This is a genomic window from Cytobacillus sp. FSL R7-0680 (assembly GCF_038009245.1).
GTDB lineage: Bacteria > Bacillota > Bacilli > Bacillales > Cytobacillaceae > Cytobacillus > Cytobacillus kochii.
Genome location: NZ_JBBPAO010000001.1, coordinates 3,746,596 through 3,759,936 on the forward strand (window position 1 = coordinate 3,746,596; position 13,341 = coordinate 3,759,936).

General features: G+C 38.4%; 18 protein-coding genes. 12 read left to right on the top strand and 6 right to left on the bottom strand.

Annotated features, from left to right (window positions below; translation table 11 throughout):
* The first annotated feature begins 97 nt into the window (after positions 1 to 97).
* The 10 genes from MKY26_RS18745 (at position 98) to MKY26_RS18790 (ending at position 7,283) form a co-directional block, all read left to right on the top strand.
* Positions 98 to 481, top strand: a complete 384-nt coding sequence (locus tag MKY26_RS18745) for a MerR family transcriptional regulator (RefSeq protein ID WP_322910329.1) — start codon at positions 98 to 100, stop codon at positions 479 to 481.
* Positions 474 to 1,979 (top strand): class I adenylate-forming enzyme family protein, encoded by a 1,506-nt coding sequence (locus MKY26_RS18750; protein ID WP_095371012.1) that lies wholly within the window; start codon positions 474 to 476, stop codon positions 1,977 to 1,979. The genes MKY26_RS18745 and MKY26_RS18750 overlap by 8 nt, the downstream gene beginning before the upstream one ends.
* Entirely contained in the window at positions 1,976 to 3,652 is a 1,677-nt protein-coding gene (locus MKY26_RS18755; protein WP_341098311.1) for an acyl-CoA dehydrogenase family protein, read from the top strand. The genes MKY26_RS18750 and MKY26_RS18755 overlap by 4 nt, the downstream gene beginning before the upstream one ends.
* Before the next feature lie 172 nt (positions 3,653 to 3,824).
* Positions 3,825 to 3,989, top strand: a complete 165-nt coding sequence (locus MKY26_RS18760; protein WP_341098312.1) for a hypothetical protein — start codon at positions 3,825 to 3,827, stop codon at positions 3,987 to 3,989.
* A 161-nt stretch (positions 3,990 to 4,150) separates the two neighbouring features.
* Positions 4,151 to 4,333 carry a hypothetical protein gene (locus MKY26_RS18765; protein ID WP_095371010.1) on the top strand — a complete coding sequence of 61 codons (183 nt, stop codon included), beginning with the start codon at positions 4,151 to 4,153 and terminating at the stop codon, positions 4,331 to 4,333.
* Between the two features lie 10 nt (positions 4,334 to 4,343).
* Entirely contained in the window at positions 4,344 to 4,664 is a 321-nt protein-coding gene (locus MKY26_RS18770) for a cytochrome C biogenesis protein (RefSeq protein ID WP_095371009.1), read from the top strand.
* A gap of 219 nt (positions 4,665 to 4,883) precedes the next feature.
* A complete protein-coding gene (locus MKY26_RS18775) occupies positions 4,884 to 5,129 on the top strand; it encodes a hypothetical protein (protein ID WP_095371008.1) in 246 nt (81 codons plus the stop codon).
* 133 nt (positions 5,130 to 5,262) lie between these two features.
* A complete protein-coding gene (aspA, locus tag MKY26_RS18780; RefSeq protein ID WP_095371007.1) occupies positions 5,263 to 6,690 on the top strand; it encodes an aspartate ammonia-lyase in 1,428 nt (475 codons plus the stop codon).
* Positions 6,691 to 6,788: 98 nt separating this feature from the next.
* The gene (locus MKY26_RS18785; RefSeq protein WP_341098313.1) at positions 6,789 to 7,091 is read left to right on the top strand and encodes a hypothetical protein; all 303 of its coding nucleotides are present in this window, start codon (positions 6,789 to 6,791) and stop codon (positions 7,089 to 7,091) included.
* A gap of 33 nt (positions 7,092 to 7,124) precedes the next feature.
* Positions 7,125 to 7,283 (top strand): helix-turn-helix transcriptional regulator, encoded by a 159-nt coding sequence (locus MKY26_RS18790; protein ID WP_322910254.1) that lies wholly within the window; start codon positions 7,125 to 7,127, stop codon positions 7,281 to 7,283.
* A 254-nt stretch (positions 7,284 to 7,537) separates the two neighbouring features.
* Here the strand turns inward: MKY26_RS18790 and MKY26_RS18795 are convergent, their stop codons facing one another.
* Positions 7,538 to 8,794, bottom strand: a complete 1,257-nt coding sequence (locus MKY26_RS18795) for a cytochrome P450 family protein (RefSeq protein WP_095371004.1) — start codon at positions 8,792 to 8,794, stop codon at positions 7,538 to 7,540.
* 181 nt (positions 8,795 to 8,975) lie between these two features.
* Here MKY26_RS18795 and MKY26_RS18800 point away from each other — a divergent pair, with 181 nt between their 5' ends.
* Positions 8,976 to 9,509: a PadR family transcriptional regulator gene (locus tag MKY26_RS18800; RefSeq protein ID WP_095371003.1), complete on the top strand. Its 534-nt coding sequence runs from the start codon at positions 8,976 to 8,978 to the stop codon at positions 9,507 to 9,509.
* Positions 9,510 to 9,637: 128 nt separating this feature from the next.
* Here MKY26_RS18800 and MKY26_RS18805 read toward each other — a convergent pair whose 3' ends face one another.
* The 4 genes from MKY26_RS18805 to sigY are packed head-to-tail and all read right to left on the bottom strand — an operon-like array spanning position 9,638 to position 11,008.
* Positions 9,638 to 9,952, bottom strand: a complete 315-nt coding sequence (locus MKY26_RS18805) for a YbjQ family protein (RefSeq protein ID WP_095371002.1) — start codon at positions 9,950 to 9,952, stop codon at positions 9,638 to 9,640.
* Positions 9,933 to 10,151 carry a hypothetical protein gene (locus MKY26_RS18810; protein WP_095371001.1) on the bottom strand — a complete coding sequence of 73 codons (219 nt, stop codon included), beginning with the start codon at positions 10,149 to 10,151 and terminating at the stop codon, positions 9,933 to 9,935. Before MKY26_RS18810 ends, MKY26_RS18805 begins: the two co-directional genes overlap by 20 nt.
* Positions 10,138 to 10,497: a YxlC family protein gene (locus MKY26_RS18815; RefSeq protein ID WP_307315724.1), complete on the bottom strand. Its 360-nt coding sequence runs from the start codon at positions 10,495 to 10,497 to the stop codon at positions 10,138 to 10,140. The genes MKY26_RS18810 and MKY26_RS18815 overlap by 14 nt, the downstream gene beginning before the upstream one ends.
* The gene (gene sigY / locus MKY26_RS18820) at positions 10,451 to 11,008 is read right to left on the bottom strand and encodes an RNA polymerase sigma factor SigY (RefSeq protein WP_322910257.1); all 558 of its coding nucleotides are present in this window, start codon (positions 11,006 to 11,008) and stop codon (positions 10,451 to 10,453) included. Before sigY ends, MKY26_RS18815 begins: the two co-directional genes overlap by 47 nt.
* Before the next feature lie 614 nt (positions 11,009 to 11,622).
* Between sigY and MKY26_RS18825 the strand changes: the two genes are divergently transcribed.
* Entirely contained in the window at positions 11,623 to 12,372 is a 750-nt protein-coding gene (locus MKY26_RS18825; protein ID WP_341098315.1) for a hypothetical protein, read from the top strand.
* 381 nt (positions 12,373 to 12,753) lie between these two features.
* Here MKY26_RS18825 and thiT read toward each other — a convergent pair whose 3' ends face one another.
* Positions 12,754 to 13,332, bottom strand: coding sequence for an energy-coupled thiamine transporter ThiT (thiT, locus tag MKY26_RS18830; RefSeq protein WP_095370997.1), 579 nt, complete (start codon positions 13,330 to 13,332; stop codon positions 12,754 to 12,756).
* Positions 13,333 to 13,341 lie beyond the last annotated feature (9 nt).

Genomic DNA, 13,341 nt, shown 5'->3' on the forward strand with positions numbered 1-13,341 from the left:
TAAATATAAGAATTTTGATAATATACAAAAAACATTTGAAGTTAACGTTAACGTCAATTGTATACTAAGAAAAAGGAGGTGCTGATGACTGAAGACAATACGTGAAGTAGCTGCAAAATTTGATGTTTCTACAAGGACGATTCGCTATTATGAAGAGCTAGGGTTAATTAGCTCGAATCGTTCTGAAGGCAATCATCGTTTGTATACAAAAAAAGAGTGTGCCAAGTTAAAGTTGATTTTTCGTGGAAAGCGGTATGGTTTTTCATTGGAAGAAATTAAAGAAATGGTGTTGCTATTTGATTATGACAGAACGGGTATGGCCCAGTTAGAACGTACGATTACTTATGGTAATCAGCGGATCCAGCAAATTGATCAAGCCATTGAAGAACTGTTGGAAATGAAAGAAGAGTTGCTGTCTTTGAAGAAGAGCTTTAGTGAAAGGCTCGAAAAACTAGTAGAAGAGAGGGATCGTCATGAATAGTTCGCAATTAGTCGCAAGAAATGCCAGGAAGTATCCTCAAGCACAGGCAGTAATCGGTTTTGAAGGAAGTCTTACTTTTCAAGAGTTAAACGATAAAGTAAATGCGCTTTCAAACGGTTTATTGGAAAGAGGAATTGATAAAGGAGACAATGTCTGTTTGTTTATGCCTAATACATTTGAATTTATCATTACCTATTTTGCTGTGCAAAGAGTGGGTGCTGTTGTTATACCGATAAATGCCAAGTTCACATTGGATGAGGTGCAGTACATTGTCGATCATTGTGAAGCGAAAGCTATTTTCGCACATGAGATTATTTTTTCAGCAGTTGAGAGTATTGAAAAAGTACCATTGAAGATTAAAACGGGAGAGCATGCGCAGAATTGGGAAAGCTTTGAGCAGTTATTGGCCCTTTCTCCTGGAAAAGAAGTTGAGTGTAATCTAACGGAAGATGACTACAGTACCATTCTTTATACATCTGGAACGACAGGTGATCCTAAGGGTGTTCTTTTTAGCTATCGCAATATTTTAACAGTGGCGCAAATGATTGCTGTTGAAATGGAAGTAAAACCAGATAGTAAAATGCTTTTAATGATGCCTTTAACGCATTCAGCCCCTCTACATTTATTCCTCATGTCAGCAACCGTTGTCGGGGCAGCAGTTGTCATTACTCCTACCTTTACGCCAGACCTTCTTTTGAAAGCGGTTGCAACACACCGCACAACACACTTTTTTGGTGCACCGGTTGCTTATTTACTGACCGCACAACACCCAGAATTAAAAAACTACGACCTATCATCGATGAAATGGTGGGTTTACGGAGGAGCGCCGCTTGCCAAGGAACAAATTGATCTTATTGCTGAAAGATTTCACACGGATCGACTAACAAGTGTATATGGCTTAACGGAAGCAGGACCAAGTGGCGCCATCATGTTACCTGAAGAGCATGGAGAAAAGACGGGTAGCATTGGTATGCGAGCACCCCTTCATACGGAGTTAAGAATTGTTGATGAACACGGTCAAGTGATCCCGGTAGGTGAAGTTGGAGAAATTGTCTTGCGTGGAGAAGGCAACATGGTTGGTTACTACAAAAATAAGGCATTAACAAAAGAAACATTTATCGGTGACTGGTTAAAGACTGGGGATTTAGCAAGACGGGATGAAGAAGGCTATATTTGGATAGTCGATCGTAAAAAGGATGTTATTATCTCAGGTGGTGTAAATATTTATCCGAAAGAAATCGAGGACGTTATGATGAAGTATCCCACTATTCAAGAGGTTGCGATTATCGGTCTCCCACACCGTGAATGGGGAGAAACAGTAACAGCCATCTTCTCAGCAACAGAAGATGTAAATAGTGAGGAGCTCAATCGATTCCTTGTTGACCATTTAGCAAAATATAAAATCCCACGTTCCTACCATCAAGTTGACATGTTGCCAAGAAATGCGTCAGGGAAAATATTAAAAAGAGTGTTAAAAGAAGGGGTGGAGCAAGTATGAAAGTATTAAAGGAACCGGAAAAGAAGAGCGGCTATGCAACTAATTTTTTCAAAGAAGACGAGACGTTACTTCATATTTTAAAAGAAAAGCTTCCTCCTGCGTTTTTTGAATACGCAGTTGAAAAATTAACAGCGTACGGCGCGCAATGTGCTGGTCCGATTGATGAACGTGCTAAATACACTGATCGAGAAGGACAACCAGTGCTAAAACAGTATGACCGCTATGGTGAAGAAGTTTCTGAAGTGTGGGTGAATAGCGGCTACAAACAAACAGTAAAAGAATCATACGGTACGGGTATGGTGGGCTATGTGCATAAGGAAATCCCTGAGCTTGGTAGAAAAGGCAACTATATTTACAGTTATGCGCAAGGGTATCTCCTTTCTCAAACAGAGCCAGGATTTTATTGTCCAGTTACTTTATCAATGGCGACCGCCTATCTATTGGATCATTATGGAAATGAAGAAATAAAGAAACGCTTCTTACCGCATGTGTGTGCAACAAATGCTGATGAGGAATTATACGAGGGAGCGACTTTTTTAACTGAACGGCAAGGCGGGTCAGATGTAGGTGCAAATGTCGTGAGAGCAGTAAAAGAAGAGGGACAATACCGGTTGTATGGTGAGAAATACTTTGCTTCCAATGCTGGCCAATGTGGTGTAGCAATGGTGTTAGCAAGAAAGGAAGGCGCCAAAGAAGGAACGCGGGGATTAACATTGTTCGCTGTTCCGTGGAAACAAGACAATGGCGAGCTAAACCATCTTCGCATTAGAAGATTAAAAGATAAATTGGGTGTGCGTGCTGTCCCATCTGGAGAAGTAGAATTTGATGGTAGTGTTGCCTATGTAGTCGGCGATGAATCAAAAGGTTTTTACTATATGATGGAAGCATTAAACCTTTCTCGGATATGTAATGCTGTCGCATCAAGCGGCATCATGAAGCGAGCGTATGAGGAAGCAAAGCAGTATGCCATGGCAAGGGAAGCGTTCGGTCAAAAGTTGATTGATTTGCCAATGATTCAACAAACACTTTCTCAACTTAAGGCAAAGCTTGAGGTAGAGGTCGCCGCAATTTTTGATTTAGTAGAACTATACGACAAGGTTGTAGCGGGTGAGGCAAGCGATTCGGCGGTTATTCTACACCGTCTCTATATTGCCCTTTTGAAAAAAGAATCAGCAGAAAATGCGATTCATTTTGCCCATGAAGCAATAGAGTTGCATGGAGGGAACGGTTATATAGAGGATTTTATCACCCCAAGGCTTTTACGAGATGCCCAAGTGCTAACAGTATGGGAGGGCACGGCGAACATACTCGGTCAGGAATTAATCCGTCTCGTTAATAAATTCTCTGCCGACGAACTATTTATCAATCAAACGTTTGATCGATTTGCTTTACTAGCTAAAGGTGAACAGACCGCACTCGTTGAAGTAAAGTTTGCTGAAGTGAAACAACAGCTGGAACAATTCGCTAAAGCTGAGCCCCTCGTGCAGCAACTTCAAGCGAAACCATTAATGGAAAAAATGGCTCATCTTTATGAAAGTGTCATCGCATTAGAATATGCGCAGAAATTTAAGGGTAAATATGAAGCGATTGCCGAACTCTACTTAAAGCAAACTTGGGGGAATGCTGATGGAGAAGAAACAAGGGTTTTGGAGTTAAGTAAGATCGTTATATAATCAGTTGCATCCCTAGAGTGCTAGGGGTGTTTTTTTATTTGGGTGGGGGGATGAGATCTGAATCAGGTAGGGTTGTATATCGAGGGAGGGGATTAAAGGGTTAAATAATTCGCCAGTAAGTTTGCTCAAAAGAGAATGTCCACTCAAATGGGTGGAAGGAGGGCAAGAAGTGTTGTCAAATCAGAAATACGAGCACAAGAGTAAAGAAAAGCGCGAAGAAGTGTTGTCAAATCAGAGATATGAACACAAGAGTAATGAAAACTACAAGGATGTGTTGTTAAATCAAAAATGCGAACATAGCAAGGCGGATAATACCAAGCCACCAGCGAAAAATTAAAATAACAGCTTGATTTAACAAAAACCTTAATGCAACTCATGCTAATGCCCTAACCCTGAATCAGACTTAAGACTAATTTTTACTTTTTGAAACTAAATGTCTCACAAAATCGTATAGAATAGTAGAGAAGAGTCTAAAAAAAATCCTGGGGGGGATGAAAGATGTCTACAGGAATGCTATCAATTATTGCAATCGCATCTATCGTTATTTGGCTTGCGGTATCGAATGAAGTTTTAAAAACGGAGAATAGTCGCTCGAAGTTGATTACTTTGATGACTGCTGGCACTTTAACAACAGTGATATTGACGATTTCACTTTTTCAAAGCGTGTCATTTAAATGGTAGGTGAAACTTCATGATATTTGAATTTGTAAAAGTCGAAGTATTAATACCAGGCGAATATATTGTGAGATTAAGAGATGAATTGAATGCAATAGGAACATTAACAGTGGGGAATTATGATCAGGTTATATCCTACTCAGAGGTAAAAGGTTACTATAGACCTTTAGAAGACGCTAATCCTTACTTAGGTCAAATTGGGAACATCTCGTTTGGGACAGAATGTAAGATGGAATTTCGTTGCCTATATAGCCGGATGGAAGAAGTGAAAACAATCATCAAACGCATTCACCCATATGAAGAGCCAGTGATCTATTTTCATCCGGTGTTCGTTTAATTATAGAAGGGATTTAAACAAGGCCTGATTATAACCAACCTGGGTCTATTGATGATGGCTAGGTTGGTGAAGTTTTTACCTTGTTCATTCGAATCCACAAATTGTATCGAAAACCTCTTAGAATGAACCTCTCTCATCATTTAATCCATTTTTCCGTATATAAAGACTTATTGTGTAATATGATGAACTATAAGCTTACTTTTGAAAAGAGGCGTGCATTTGTCAAAAGTTCATCTCTCTCTTATTTTAGGAATACTTTCTATCATCACACCGTATATTGGACTTGTTATAGGTATCTTTGGAAGCATCTATGCATCAAAGTTATTGTGCAATATTAATGGACCTAAAGAAAGAAAGTTAATTTCTGCTGGAAAAGTATGCAGTGTGATTGGCATTTTCCTTCATACTATTCTACTCATTTTATTAAGTTTTTCTCTTATTATTTTTTTCTTAACCAGTGTGTAAGCAGAAAAAATCTTTGTGGCTCCCCGCCTTTATAAAAGAATTAGACTGTGCTATTATTTAGGAGGTATATCGTCTTAAAGCAAGATGATATATCTATAGTTAAATGATGAAAATAGGCGAGGCGAAAATAAAAATGTCAAATGATAAAGTAAGGATTGAAAACGATTTCTTAGGTTCGAAAGAAGTGCCAATAGATGCATATTATGGTGTTCAAACCTTACGTGCAGTTGAAAACTTTCCAATTACCGGATATCGCATTCATGAAGAGCTGATCATCGCAATTGCTATGGTTAAAAAGGCAGCCGCGTTAGCAAATATGGACACAAAAAGATTATATGAGGGGCTTGGCAATGTTATTGTACAGGCTGCTGATGAAATTATTGAAGGTAAATGGCATGATCACTTTATTGTTGACCCGATTCAAGGTGGCGCTGGGACATCCATTAATATGAATGCCAATGAAGTGATTGCCAATCGTGCGCTAGAGTTACTAGGGAAGAATAAAGGAGACTATGCACTTCACTTAAGTCCGAATAGTCATGTCAACATGTCACAATCAACAAATGATGCTTTCCCAACAGCGATTCATATTGCTACATTGAATGCATTGGAAAAACTGACACAAACGATGGAGCATATGCTTGCGGCATTTAAGGAGAAAGCAAAGCAGTTTGATCATGTGATTAAAATGGGTAGAACACATCTGCAAGATGCGGTTCCGATTCGTCTTGGACAAGAGTTTGAAGCATACAGTCGTGTAGTCACAAGAGATATTAAACGGATCCAGCAATCTCGTCAGCATTTATATGAAATCAATATGGGGGCAACGGCTGTAGGAACGGGACTAAATGCAGACCCTATTTATATTGAAAGTGTTGTTAAACATATGGCTGAGATTACGGGCTTACCACTTGTTGGAGCTGATCATCTTGTCGATGCGACTCAAAATACAGATGCTTATACAGAAGTTTCTGCAGCGTTAAAAGTCTGTATGATGAATATGTCTAAGATTGCTAATGACATTCGTTTAATGGCATCAGGCCCACGCGCTGGTCTAGGCGAAATTTCATTGCCTGCGCGTCAACCAGGTTCTTCTATCATGCCAGGTAAAGTGAATCCAGTTATGCCTGAAATGATTAACCAAGTGGCATTCCAAGTCATCGGTAATGACCATACCATTTGCCTTGCATCTGAGGCAGGACAGCTAGAATTAAACGTAATGGAGCCGGTACTTGTTTTTAACTTATTACAATCAATCAGTATTATGAACAACGCTTTCCGTGCTTTTACAGATTACTGTTTATCAGGCATTGAAGCGAATGAAACACGTTTGAAAGAATATGTAGAAAACAGTGCAGGGATCATTACAGCAGTGAATCCACATATCGGATACGAAGTCGCAGCACGCATCGCGAGAGAAGCAATCATCAATGGCAAATCCGTTCGTGAACTGTGCTTAAAATACGATGTGCTTACTGAAGAAGAATTGGATCTTATCTTGAACCCATACGAAATGACGAACCCAGGTATCGCGGGTGTGTCTTTGTTAAATAGAGATTAATTTAAATGCTTAGAGTTGATAATGGCTCTAAGCATTTTTGTGTTGTTTTAGTAAAAAAATGTATAAAGTATTTTACATTTTTTGAAGGAGGAATCATTTTGAACGGGATTGTTATTATCTTTTTTTCACTGCTAGTTTTAAGTTTAATACTCATTTTTTTTACAATCAGTACGTTACCTCAACTCGGTGATGAAAGGAAAAAATTAATTAAAATGAAAGCACAATCTTATTCCTTTGCAGTAGTTATAGCCGTGTTAGTTTTTGAAATGGGGAAGAAGGTTTATTCAGCTTTTTGGGGAAGCAACACTTATGAAGGAATCTCACCATTCTCCTTTCTACTAAGTATTTGCATTATCTACTTGATTACTTTACTTTTTTATAAGAGAAAATACGGTAATTAAGATGAAAAACCGATACGTGAGTTTAGGAAGTCAATGAAACTATCGCAGGAGGATGTAGCGAAACGTTGCAAAGTAACGAGGCAAACGATTAATGCTATTGAAAATAATAAATATGATCCAACACTGCAGTTGGCGTTTAATTTAGCTGCAATATTGAATACAACTGTGGATGAATTGTTTATCAATGAGTAGTAGGAAATGAGAGAATACACTAGTAAAATTTCTATGGGAATTATTAAATTTAATTCTATCTATATTATTCATTTTCACCTCAACTTTCATTAAATACAATGAAGAGATTGAAGATAATAGGTGTAACTAACAATGGTACGAAGTCTTAGTGATTTAGGTATACTATTGGGATTGAATGTGGAAGTCACTGTGGTAGAGCATCACAGTGACTTTCGTAAAAACATTATCTAGATAATAATTATAGGATTTGTTGGTTAGAAAGTGACGGGTAATGAATCGATACTTTGTGAAGAAAGGTTAAATTGCCATTCCACTTTTTCTTTAGGGATTTTTAAAGATAAGTTAGGCATACGTCTTAATAGGGAAGTAAAAGCAATTTCTCCTTCCAAACGTGCGAGTGGTGACCCTAGACACATATGCATACCATGACCGAAAGCTAGATGTTGATTTATTTTTCTTGTAATATCTAAATCTTCAGAATCAGTAAAAATTTTTTCATCTCTATTCGCGGCTTTTACCATGACCAAAACCATATCGCCCTTTTTGATTTTATTACCAGATATCTCAACGTCTTCTTTTGCAAAGCGTGGTCCTACAGCAGTTGAAGGGCCGTTATATCTTAAAAGTTCCTCTACAGCAGATGGTATTAATCGAAGATCCTTTTTGAGTAACTCAAGTTGCTTAGGATTTTCAAATAACATCATACTACCTGTAGCTATTAAATTTGAGGTAGTTTCATGTCCTGCGAAAATTAATAAAGTAATCATGGAAATTAATTCTGATTCATCGAGGCGATCTCCTTCAGCCTCGATAGCAATTAACTGACTAATTAAGTCATCAGAGGGGTTCATTCGTTTTCTTTCAACTAATTGTTTCGTATATTCTCCGAATTCTTGAAGGTTTTTTGCAACAGTAGCATCTTGCTTTCCCCATCCAAGCCCCGTAGCAATTGCAGAAGACCAATCTTTTAGTTTTTCACGATCTTCATAAGGAACGCCTAACATCTCAGATATTACATTAATAGGTAATGGATAGGCGTAGTCTTTTACAAGATCCATTTCACCTTTAGAGTGAACTTTATCTAGTAACTCATCTGCAATTTCTTGTACTCGAGGTCTCAACCCCTCCATGTATCGAGGAGTAAAAGCTTTTGATACCAACATACGTAATCGCCTATGATCTAATCCATCTAAAAAGAGCATTGATTTACCAGTAAAGAAGGTATCGGGAGCTGACGATTTTTCTTTACTATTAATTTTATCTCTAAAATTCTCTTTTTCTTCAATGGATGTTGGGTCTACTGTAAATTGCTTAGCGTTTTTAAGAATTTGAACAGCTTCTTCCATATGGACAACTATCCAAGTTTGATTATCTGTATCGCCAATAGGGTTAGATATTGGAATAATTGGCCCTATATCACGTGTCTTGGAAAATACGAAAAATGGATTCTCTTCACTTTTGCCACTTAATACACCTAGAACCTCGCTGGAAATATCTGATTTGTTCAGCATCTTAACTTCCTTCCGGTAATTAATTTTATACTCAAATTTGAGTATATTAATAAGCTTACTAAATATCTTTATTAATAGTAAATAAGAGTAAAGTACCTATTGGTGATAGGTCTTAAGTGGGGGAATAATTGCATTTTTCAATGTGTTATTATAAACGTATATGAGTATAAGGAGAAACAACATGTCTATTCAAATTTTTATTTTAAGTAAACTAATGAATGAAGATAATTATCCATACAACATAAAGAAATTGTTATCTGAACCCGTACCGTTAGATAAAATGCGGGCGATTACAGAAAGCAAATTATATTATCATTTCGATTCCTTAGCCAAGCAAGGCTTAATTGAGGTTGTAAAAGTGATTAAAGAAGTGCATCGACCAGATAAACAAGTTTATCGTATAACCGAAAAAGGACGTTTGGAACTTCCGAAAAAAATATATAAAGTCTTTGAAGATGCTGATACTATAAACGATATGATCTTAGGCATCGCGAATCTAAATTATGTTAATCCGGACAAGGTGATAGAGATAATAGAAAAAAAGATTATCGAAGCAAGAGAGTTACAAGAGACTAGGGCTCGTTTGGAAATATTGATAAATAATGATAAAGATCACCGCTATAATCGTTTCTTAAGTAATTATTTCTATGAAAGTATACAAAGCAATATCTATTGGTTAGAAAAACTACTGAGCGACTTAAAAAAGGATAATTAGCCCATATTGACAATATTAAAGTCTAGTTCTTGAAAATAGTAAAGAGATCTTGTTCTGCATAGGTTTAAGGTACTCAACAAAAAAGCTGTCGAGAAATCGACAGCCAACAAATATATATAACCCCTTGTTTACTCCACATACACCGCCGTACCATAAGCCAATATTTCACTGGCGTTTGCCATTATAGCTGACGTTTCTAAACGTACACCGATAATCGCATTTGCCCCTTTTTCTTTGGCATGCTCTACCATTCGACCGATTGCCTTCTGGCGAGATTCCGTCATCATATCTGTATATTCCGAGACTTCTCCACCGACAATCGTACGTAATCCGGCAACGATATCTTTTCCAATATGTTTCGATTGGACTGAATTTCCCCTAACAAAACCTTTTAACTCTTTTATTTCTTTACCTGGTATTGTTTCAGTAGTCACGATAATCATTTAATTCATCCTCCTCTTTTCTACGAACGTTTCTTACGATGAAATAGAATATTAGTGGTACCGGTGCTTGAATTAAGGCGATAATACCCCAGAACCAATGATTCATTCCATTTTTCTTTGCATTAGTAAATAAAAAGATACTTTGTGATAATAAAATAATTGCTACTAAGAATAGTAAAAAGAAATCAATATTCGTCATGTCGCACCTTCTCTCTATGTTTTTGGATTTGCAGAAAGGTATAACAGATGACAAGAAGGACTGTAAGACCTTGTAATGTGATAAAGACAACTGGTATTTGGGTTAATGTTGTAAAAAATAAAACAAGAATAAGTGTTGCTATTCCGCTGAATAAGAGTAATTCTCTTCGCCATTTTTTGCTAGCTTCATCCTTTTCTGCGATGACCATTTTTTCAAACCAATCTTCACTAGGAGTAGAGATGGGGTTATTTTCCTCAAACTGTGCAAAAGAACGTTTCATTTCTTTTGAAAAATCTTCTTCATCCTTGTTTGATAGGATTTTCCATTGTTCCTGGGCCTTTCTCATCTTCACCCATCTCCTTTCGAATGGTTTTAATTCCGCGGTGAACTCTAGATTTTACTGTTCCTTCAGCAATTCCAAGCATTTTGCCAATCTCATCATACGCATAGCCATAATAATGTTTTAAAATGATCGGCACTCTTAATTCATCTTCTAATTCACCGAGAGAAGCTAATAAGAAATCCCAATCTTCATTTCGTGACTGTGCCTGCCATTTTAATTTCCGCATATGTTGTGCTTTAAAGGCATCAGCTCGCTTCTGGCGCCTTTTTTGATCGATATATAATTTTGTGCCAATGGATATGAGCCAAGTGGAGAATTTCGATTTCACCTGAAATTGATTTAGTTTTTCAATCGCTTTTGTCATTGTCTCTTGTGCCAAATCCTCAGCTTCTTCTCGATTAAGGGTGAGCTTCATTAAATAATGAACGAGAAGGGGATAACTCTCCTTAAATAAGTGAGCTAACGCCTGGTTATCGCCTTTTTTCGCTGCTTTAATCCATTTTTTCTCTTCCAAACCCTGCCCCCCCCTTTCTTTGGATTTACTATTATGACGATTAGTGTTCTCCTTTCGTTCACGAAAAATAAAATTTTTTGAATGGAGATAGAGATTATTTCTTGTTATTGCATAGAAGTTATGCGAGTGGATAAATATGTAAATGATAATTACAATGTTCAATTATATCCTTATTTTCAATGACATGGACCCTCTGGTGGCATGACTACAGAGGAAAGAGCCAGCAGTATCTAGGCGTGTGTGCTATACAATCTCCATATAAACTTGGGCGGTGGTATCTTTTAAATATGTGTCAGCTTCATCCAATCAATACGGTAATTCTTAAATGAGCGTTTATAGTTAAGACTGAACGCAAAAGATGTTTACGCGCAAAAGAGAAAAGAGGAAGTCAGAGAGCTGCGCGTAAATAGTGTATACGCGCAAAAGAGAAAAGAGGAAGTCAGAGAACTGCGCGTAAATAGTGTATACGCGCAAAAGAGAAAAGAGGAAGTCAGAGAACTGCGCGTAAATAGTGTATACGCGCAAAAGAGAAAAGAGGAAGTCAGAGAACTGCGCGTAAATCGTGTATACGCGCAAAAGAGAGAAGGGGGAAGTCAGGGAACTGCGCGCAAATCGTGTATACGCGCAAAAGAGAGAAGAGGAAGTCAGGGAACTGCGCGCAAATTGTGTTTACGCGCAAAAGAGAGCAGGGGAAGTCAGGGAACTGCGCGCAAATCGTGTTTATGCGCAAAAGAGAGAAGAGGAAGTCAGGGAACTGCGCGCAAATTGTGTTTACGCGCAAAAGAGAGAAGGGGGAAGTCAGGGAACTGCGCGCAAATCGTGTATACGCGCAAAAGAGAAAAGAGGAAGTCAGAGAACTGCGCGTAAATCGTGTATACGCGCAAAAGAGAAAAGAGGAAGTCAGAGAACTGCGCGTAAATCGTGTTTATGCGCAAAAGAGAGCAGGGGAAGTCAGAGAACTGCGCGCAAATCGTGTATACGCGCAAAAGAGAGCAGGGGAAGTCAGAGAACTGCGCGCAAATCATGTATACGCGCAAAAGAGAGCAGGGGAAGTCAGGGAACTGCGCGCAAATCGTGTTTATGCGCAAAAGAGAAAAGAGGAAGTCAGAGAACTGCGCGTAAATCGTGTATACGCGCAAAAGAGAAAAGAGGAAGTCAGAGAACTGCGCGTAAATCGTGTATACGCGCAAAAGAGAGCAGGGGAAGTCAGAGAACTGCGCGCAAATCGTGTTTATGCGCAAAAGAGAGCAGGGGAAGTCAGGGAACTGCGCGCAAATTGTGTTTACGCGCAAAAGAGAGAAGAGGAAGTCAGGGAACTGCGCGCAAATCGTGTTTATGCGCAAAAGAGAGCAGAGGAAGGTTGAGAACTGCGCACAAGAAAACAGATGATGTTGGTTTAAACTACCGTAGATAATAGTTGTTGCAAGTTCATAAATAATCAAGATTGTTCATCGTTAGATTGACATTGACGGAAGAAAAGTGCTGCTAAAAAAAGTAAGGATAAAGATGTGTCTACTCCCCCTCTCAGAAATCCAAAAAGAAAACTGCCGGTCTCAAGGAGAAAATAGAAGAGAAGATGTTGGTTTGTCTAGCTGCTTTTGGCGCTTTCATTTTGCATGGTTATCTTATGGATATCACGCCGATGTACATGTCACCCTGATTCCACAGTTCATTCATCGTGCGAAAATCCCCCAAAACGTTGACTTGAAAAAAAGGCCCTGAGTTCCCCCAGAGCCTTTAGATGATTAATATGCTTTTTTCAGAAGGACCTTATTGGCTGTTGTGTAAAGCATGACAACTACTAAGGCACATACGATAAAGGTAGGTAGCATATATGTTCCGTTATATACGAGTGAGTAAAGTGCGACAGGTTGATCTGCCGGAGCATAGGCACCAAATAGGATAATGCCTGATAAATAATGGCATAAGAAGCGTAAGAAACTTCCTAAGAAAACGCCACTAATAACATACATGTTTGCTTTGGCAAATTGGCCGTCTTGATAATTTTGCACAACTTTATTCATATAGATGCCTGCGAGTCCGACAACAGCAAAGGCTACGAAATAGTCAATGATCCAAGAGGCGAAATGAAAAGGAACAGCTCCTGTTAAGATTTGAAGTCCTCCTAATAGTAAGCCCGTTAAGACGCCGCCTTTAACACCCCAACGAAAGGCCATTAAGAAAACCGGTACCATAGCAAGTGAGATGGACCCACCTTGTGGCCAAAATCTCCCCATCAGTAAGCCTGATAAGAAATCAAGTAATAATGCCAAAGCTGCAAATATAGCAATTTCCACCATAAAAAGTGTTTTATTTTGTTTCATGTTTTTCCT

Excerpts from the sequence above, each read along its gene's own strand:
- MKY26_RS18750 (WP_095371012.1), top strand. The coding sequence starts at position 474 with ATGAATAGTTCGCAATTAGTCGCAAGAAATGCCAGGAAGTATCCTCAA.
- MKY26_RS18755 (WP_341098311.1), top strand. The coding sequence starts at position 1,976 with ATGAAAGTATTAAAGGAACCGGAAAAGAAGAGCGGCTATGCAACTAAT.
- MKY26_RS18765 (WP_095371010.1), top strand. The coding sequence starts at position 4,151 with ATGTCTACAGGAATGCTATCAATTATTGCAATCGCATCTATCGTTATT.
- MKY26_RS18770 (WP_095371009.1), top strand. The coding sequence starts at position 4,344 with ATGATATTTGAATTTGTAAAAGTCGAAGTATTAATACCAGGCGAATAT.
- aspA (WP_095371007.1), top strand. The coding sequence starts at position 5,263 with ATGTCAAATGATAAAGTAAGGATTGAAAACGATTTCTTAGGTTCGAAA.
- MKY26_RS18790 (WP_322910254.1), top strand. The coding sequence starts at position 7,125 with ATGAAACTATCGCAGGAGGATGTAGCGAAACGTTGCAAAGTAACGAGG.
- MKY26_RS18795 (WP_095371004.1), bottom strand. The coding sequence starts at position 8,794 with ATGCTGAACAAATCAGATATTTCCAGCGAGGTTCTAGGTGTATTAAGT.
- MKY26_RS18800 (WP_095371003.1), top strand. The coding sequence starts at position 8,976 with ATGTCTATTCAAATTTTTATTTTAAGTAAACTAATGAATGAAGATAAT.
- MKY26_RS18805 (WP_095371002.1), bottom strand. The coding sequence starts at position 9,952 with ATGATTATCGTGACTACTGAAACAATACCAGGTAAAGAAATAAAAGAG.
- MKY26_RS18810 (WP_095371001.1), bottom strand. The coding sequence starts at position 10,151 with ATGACGAATATTGATTTCTTTTTACTATTCTTAGTAGCAATTATTTTA.
- MKY26_RS18815 (WP_307315724.1), bottom strand. The coding sequence starts at position 10,497 with ATGAGAAAGGCCCAGGAACAATGGAAAATCCTATCAAACAAGGATGAA.
- thiT (WP_095370997.1), bottom strand. The coding sequence starts at position 13,332 with ATGAAACAAAATAAAACACTTTTTATGGTGGAAATTGCTATATTTGCA.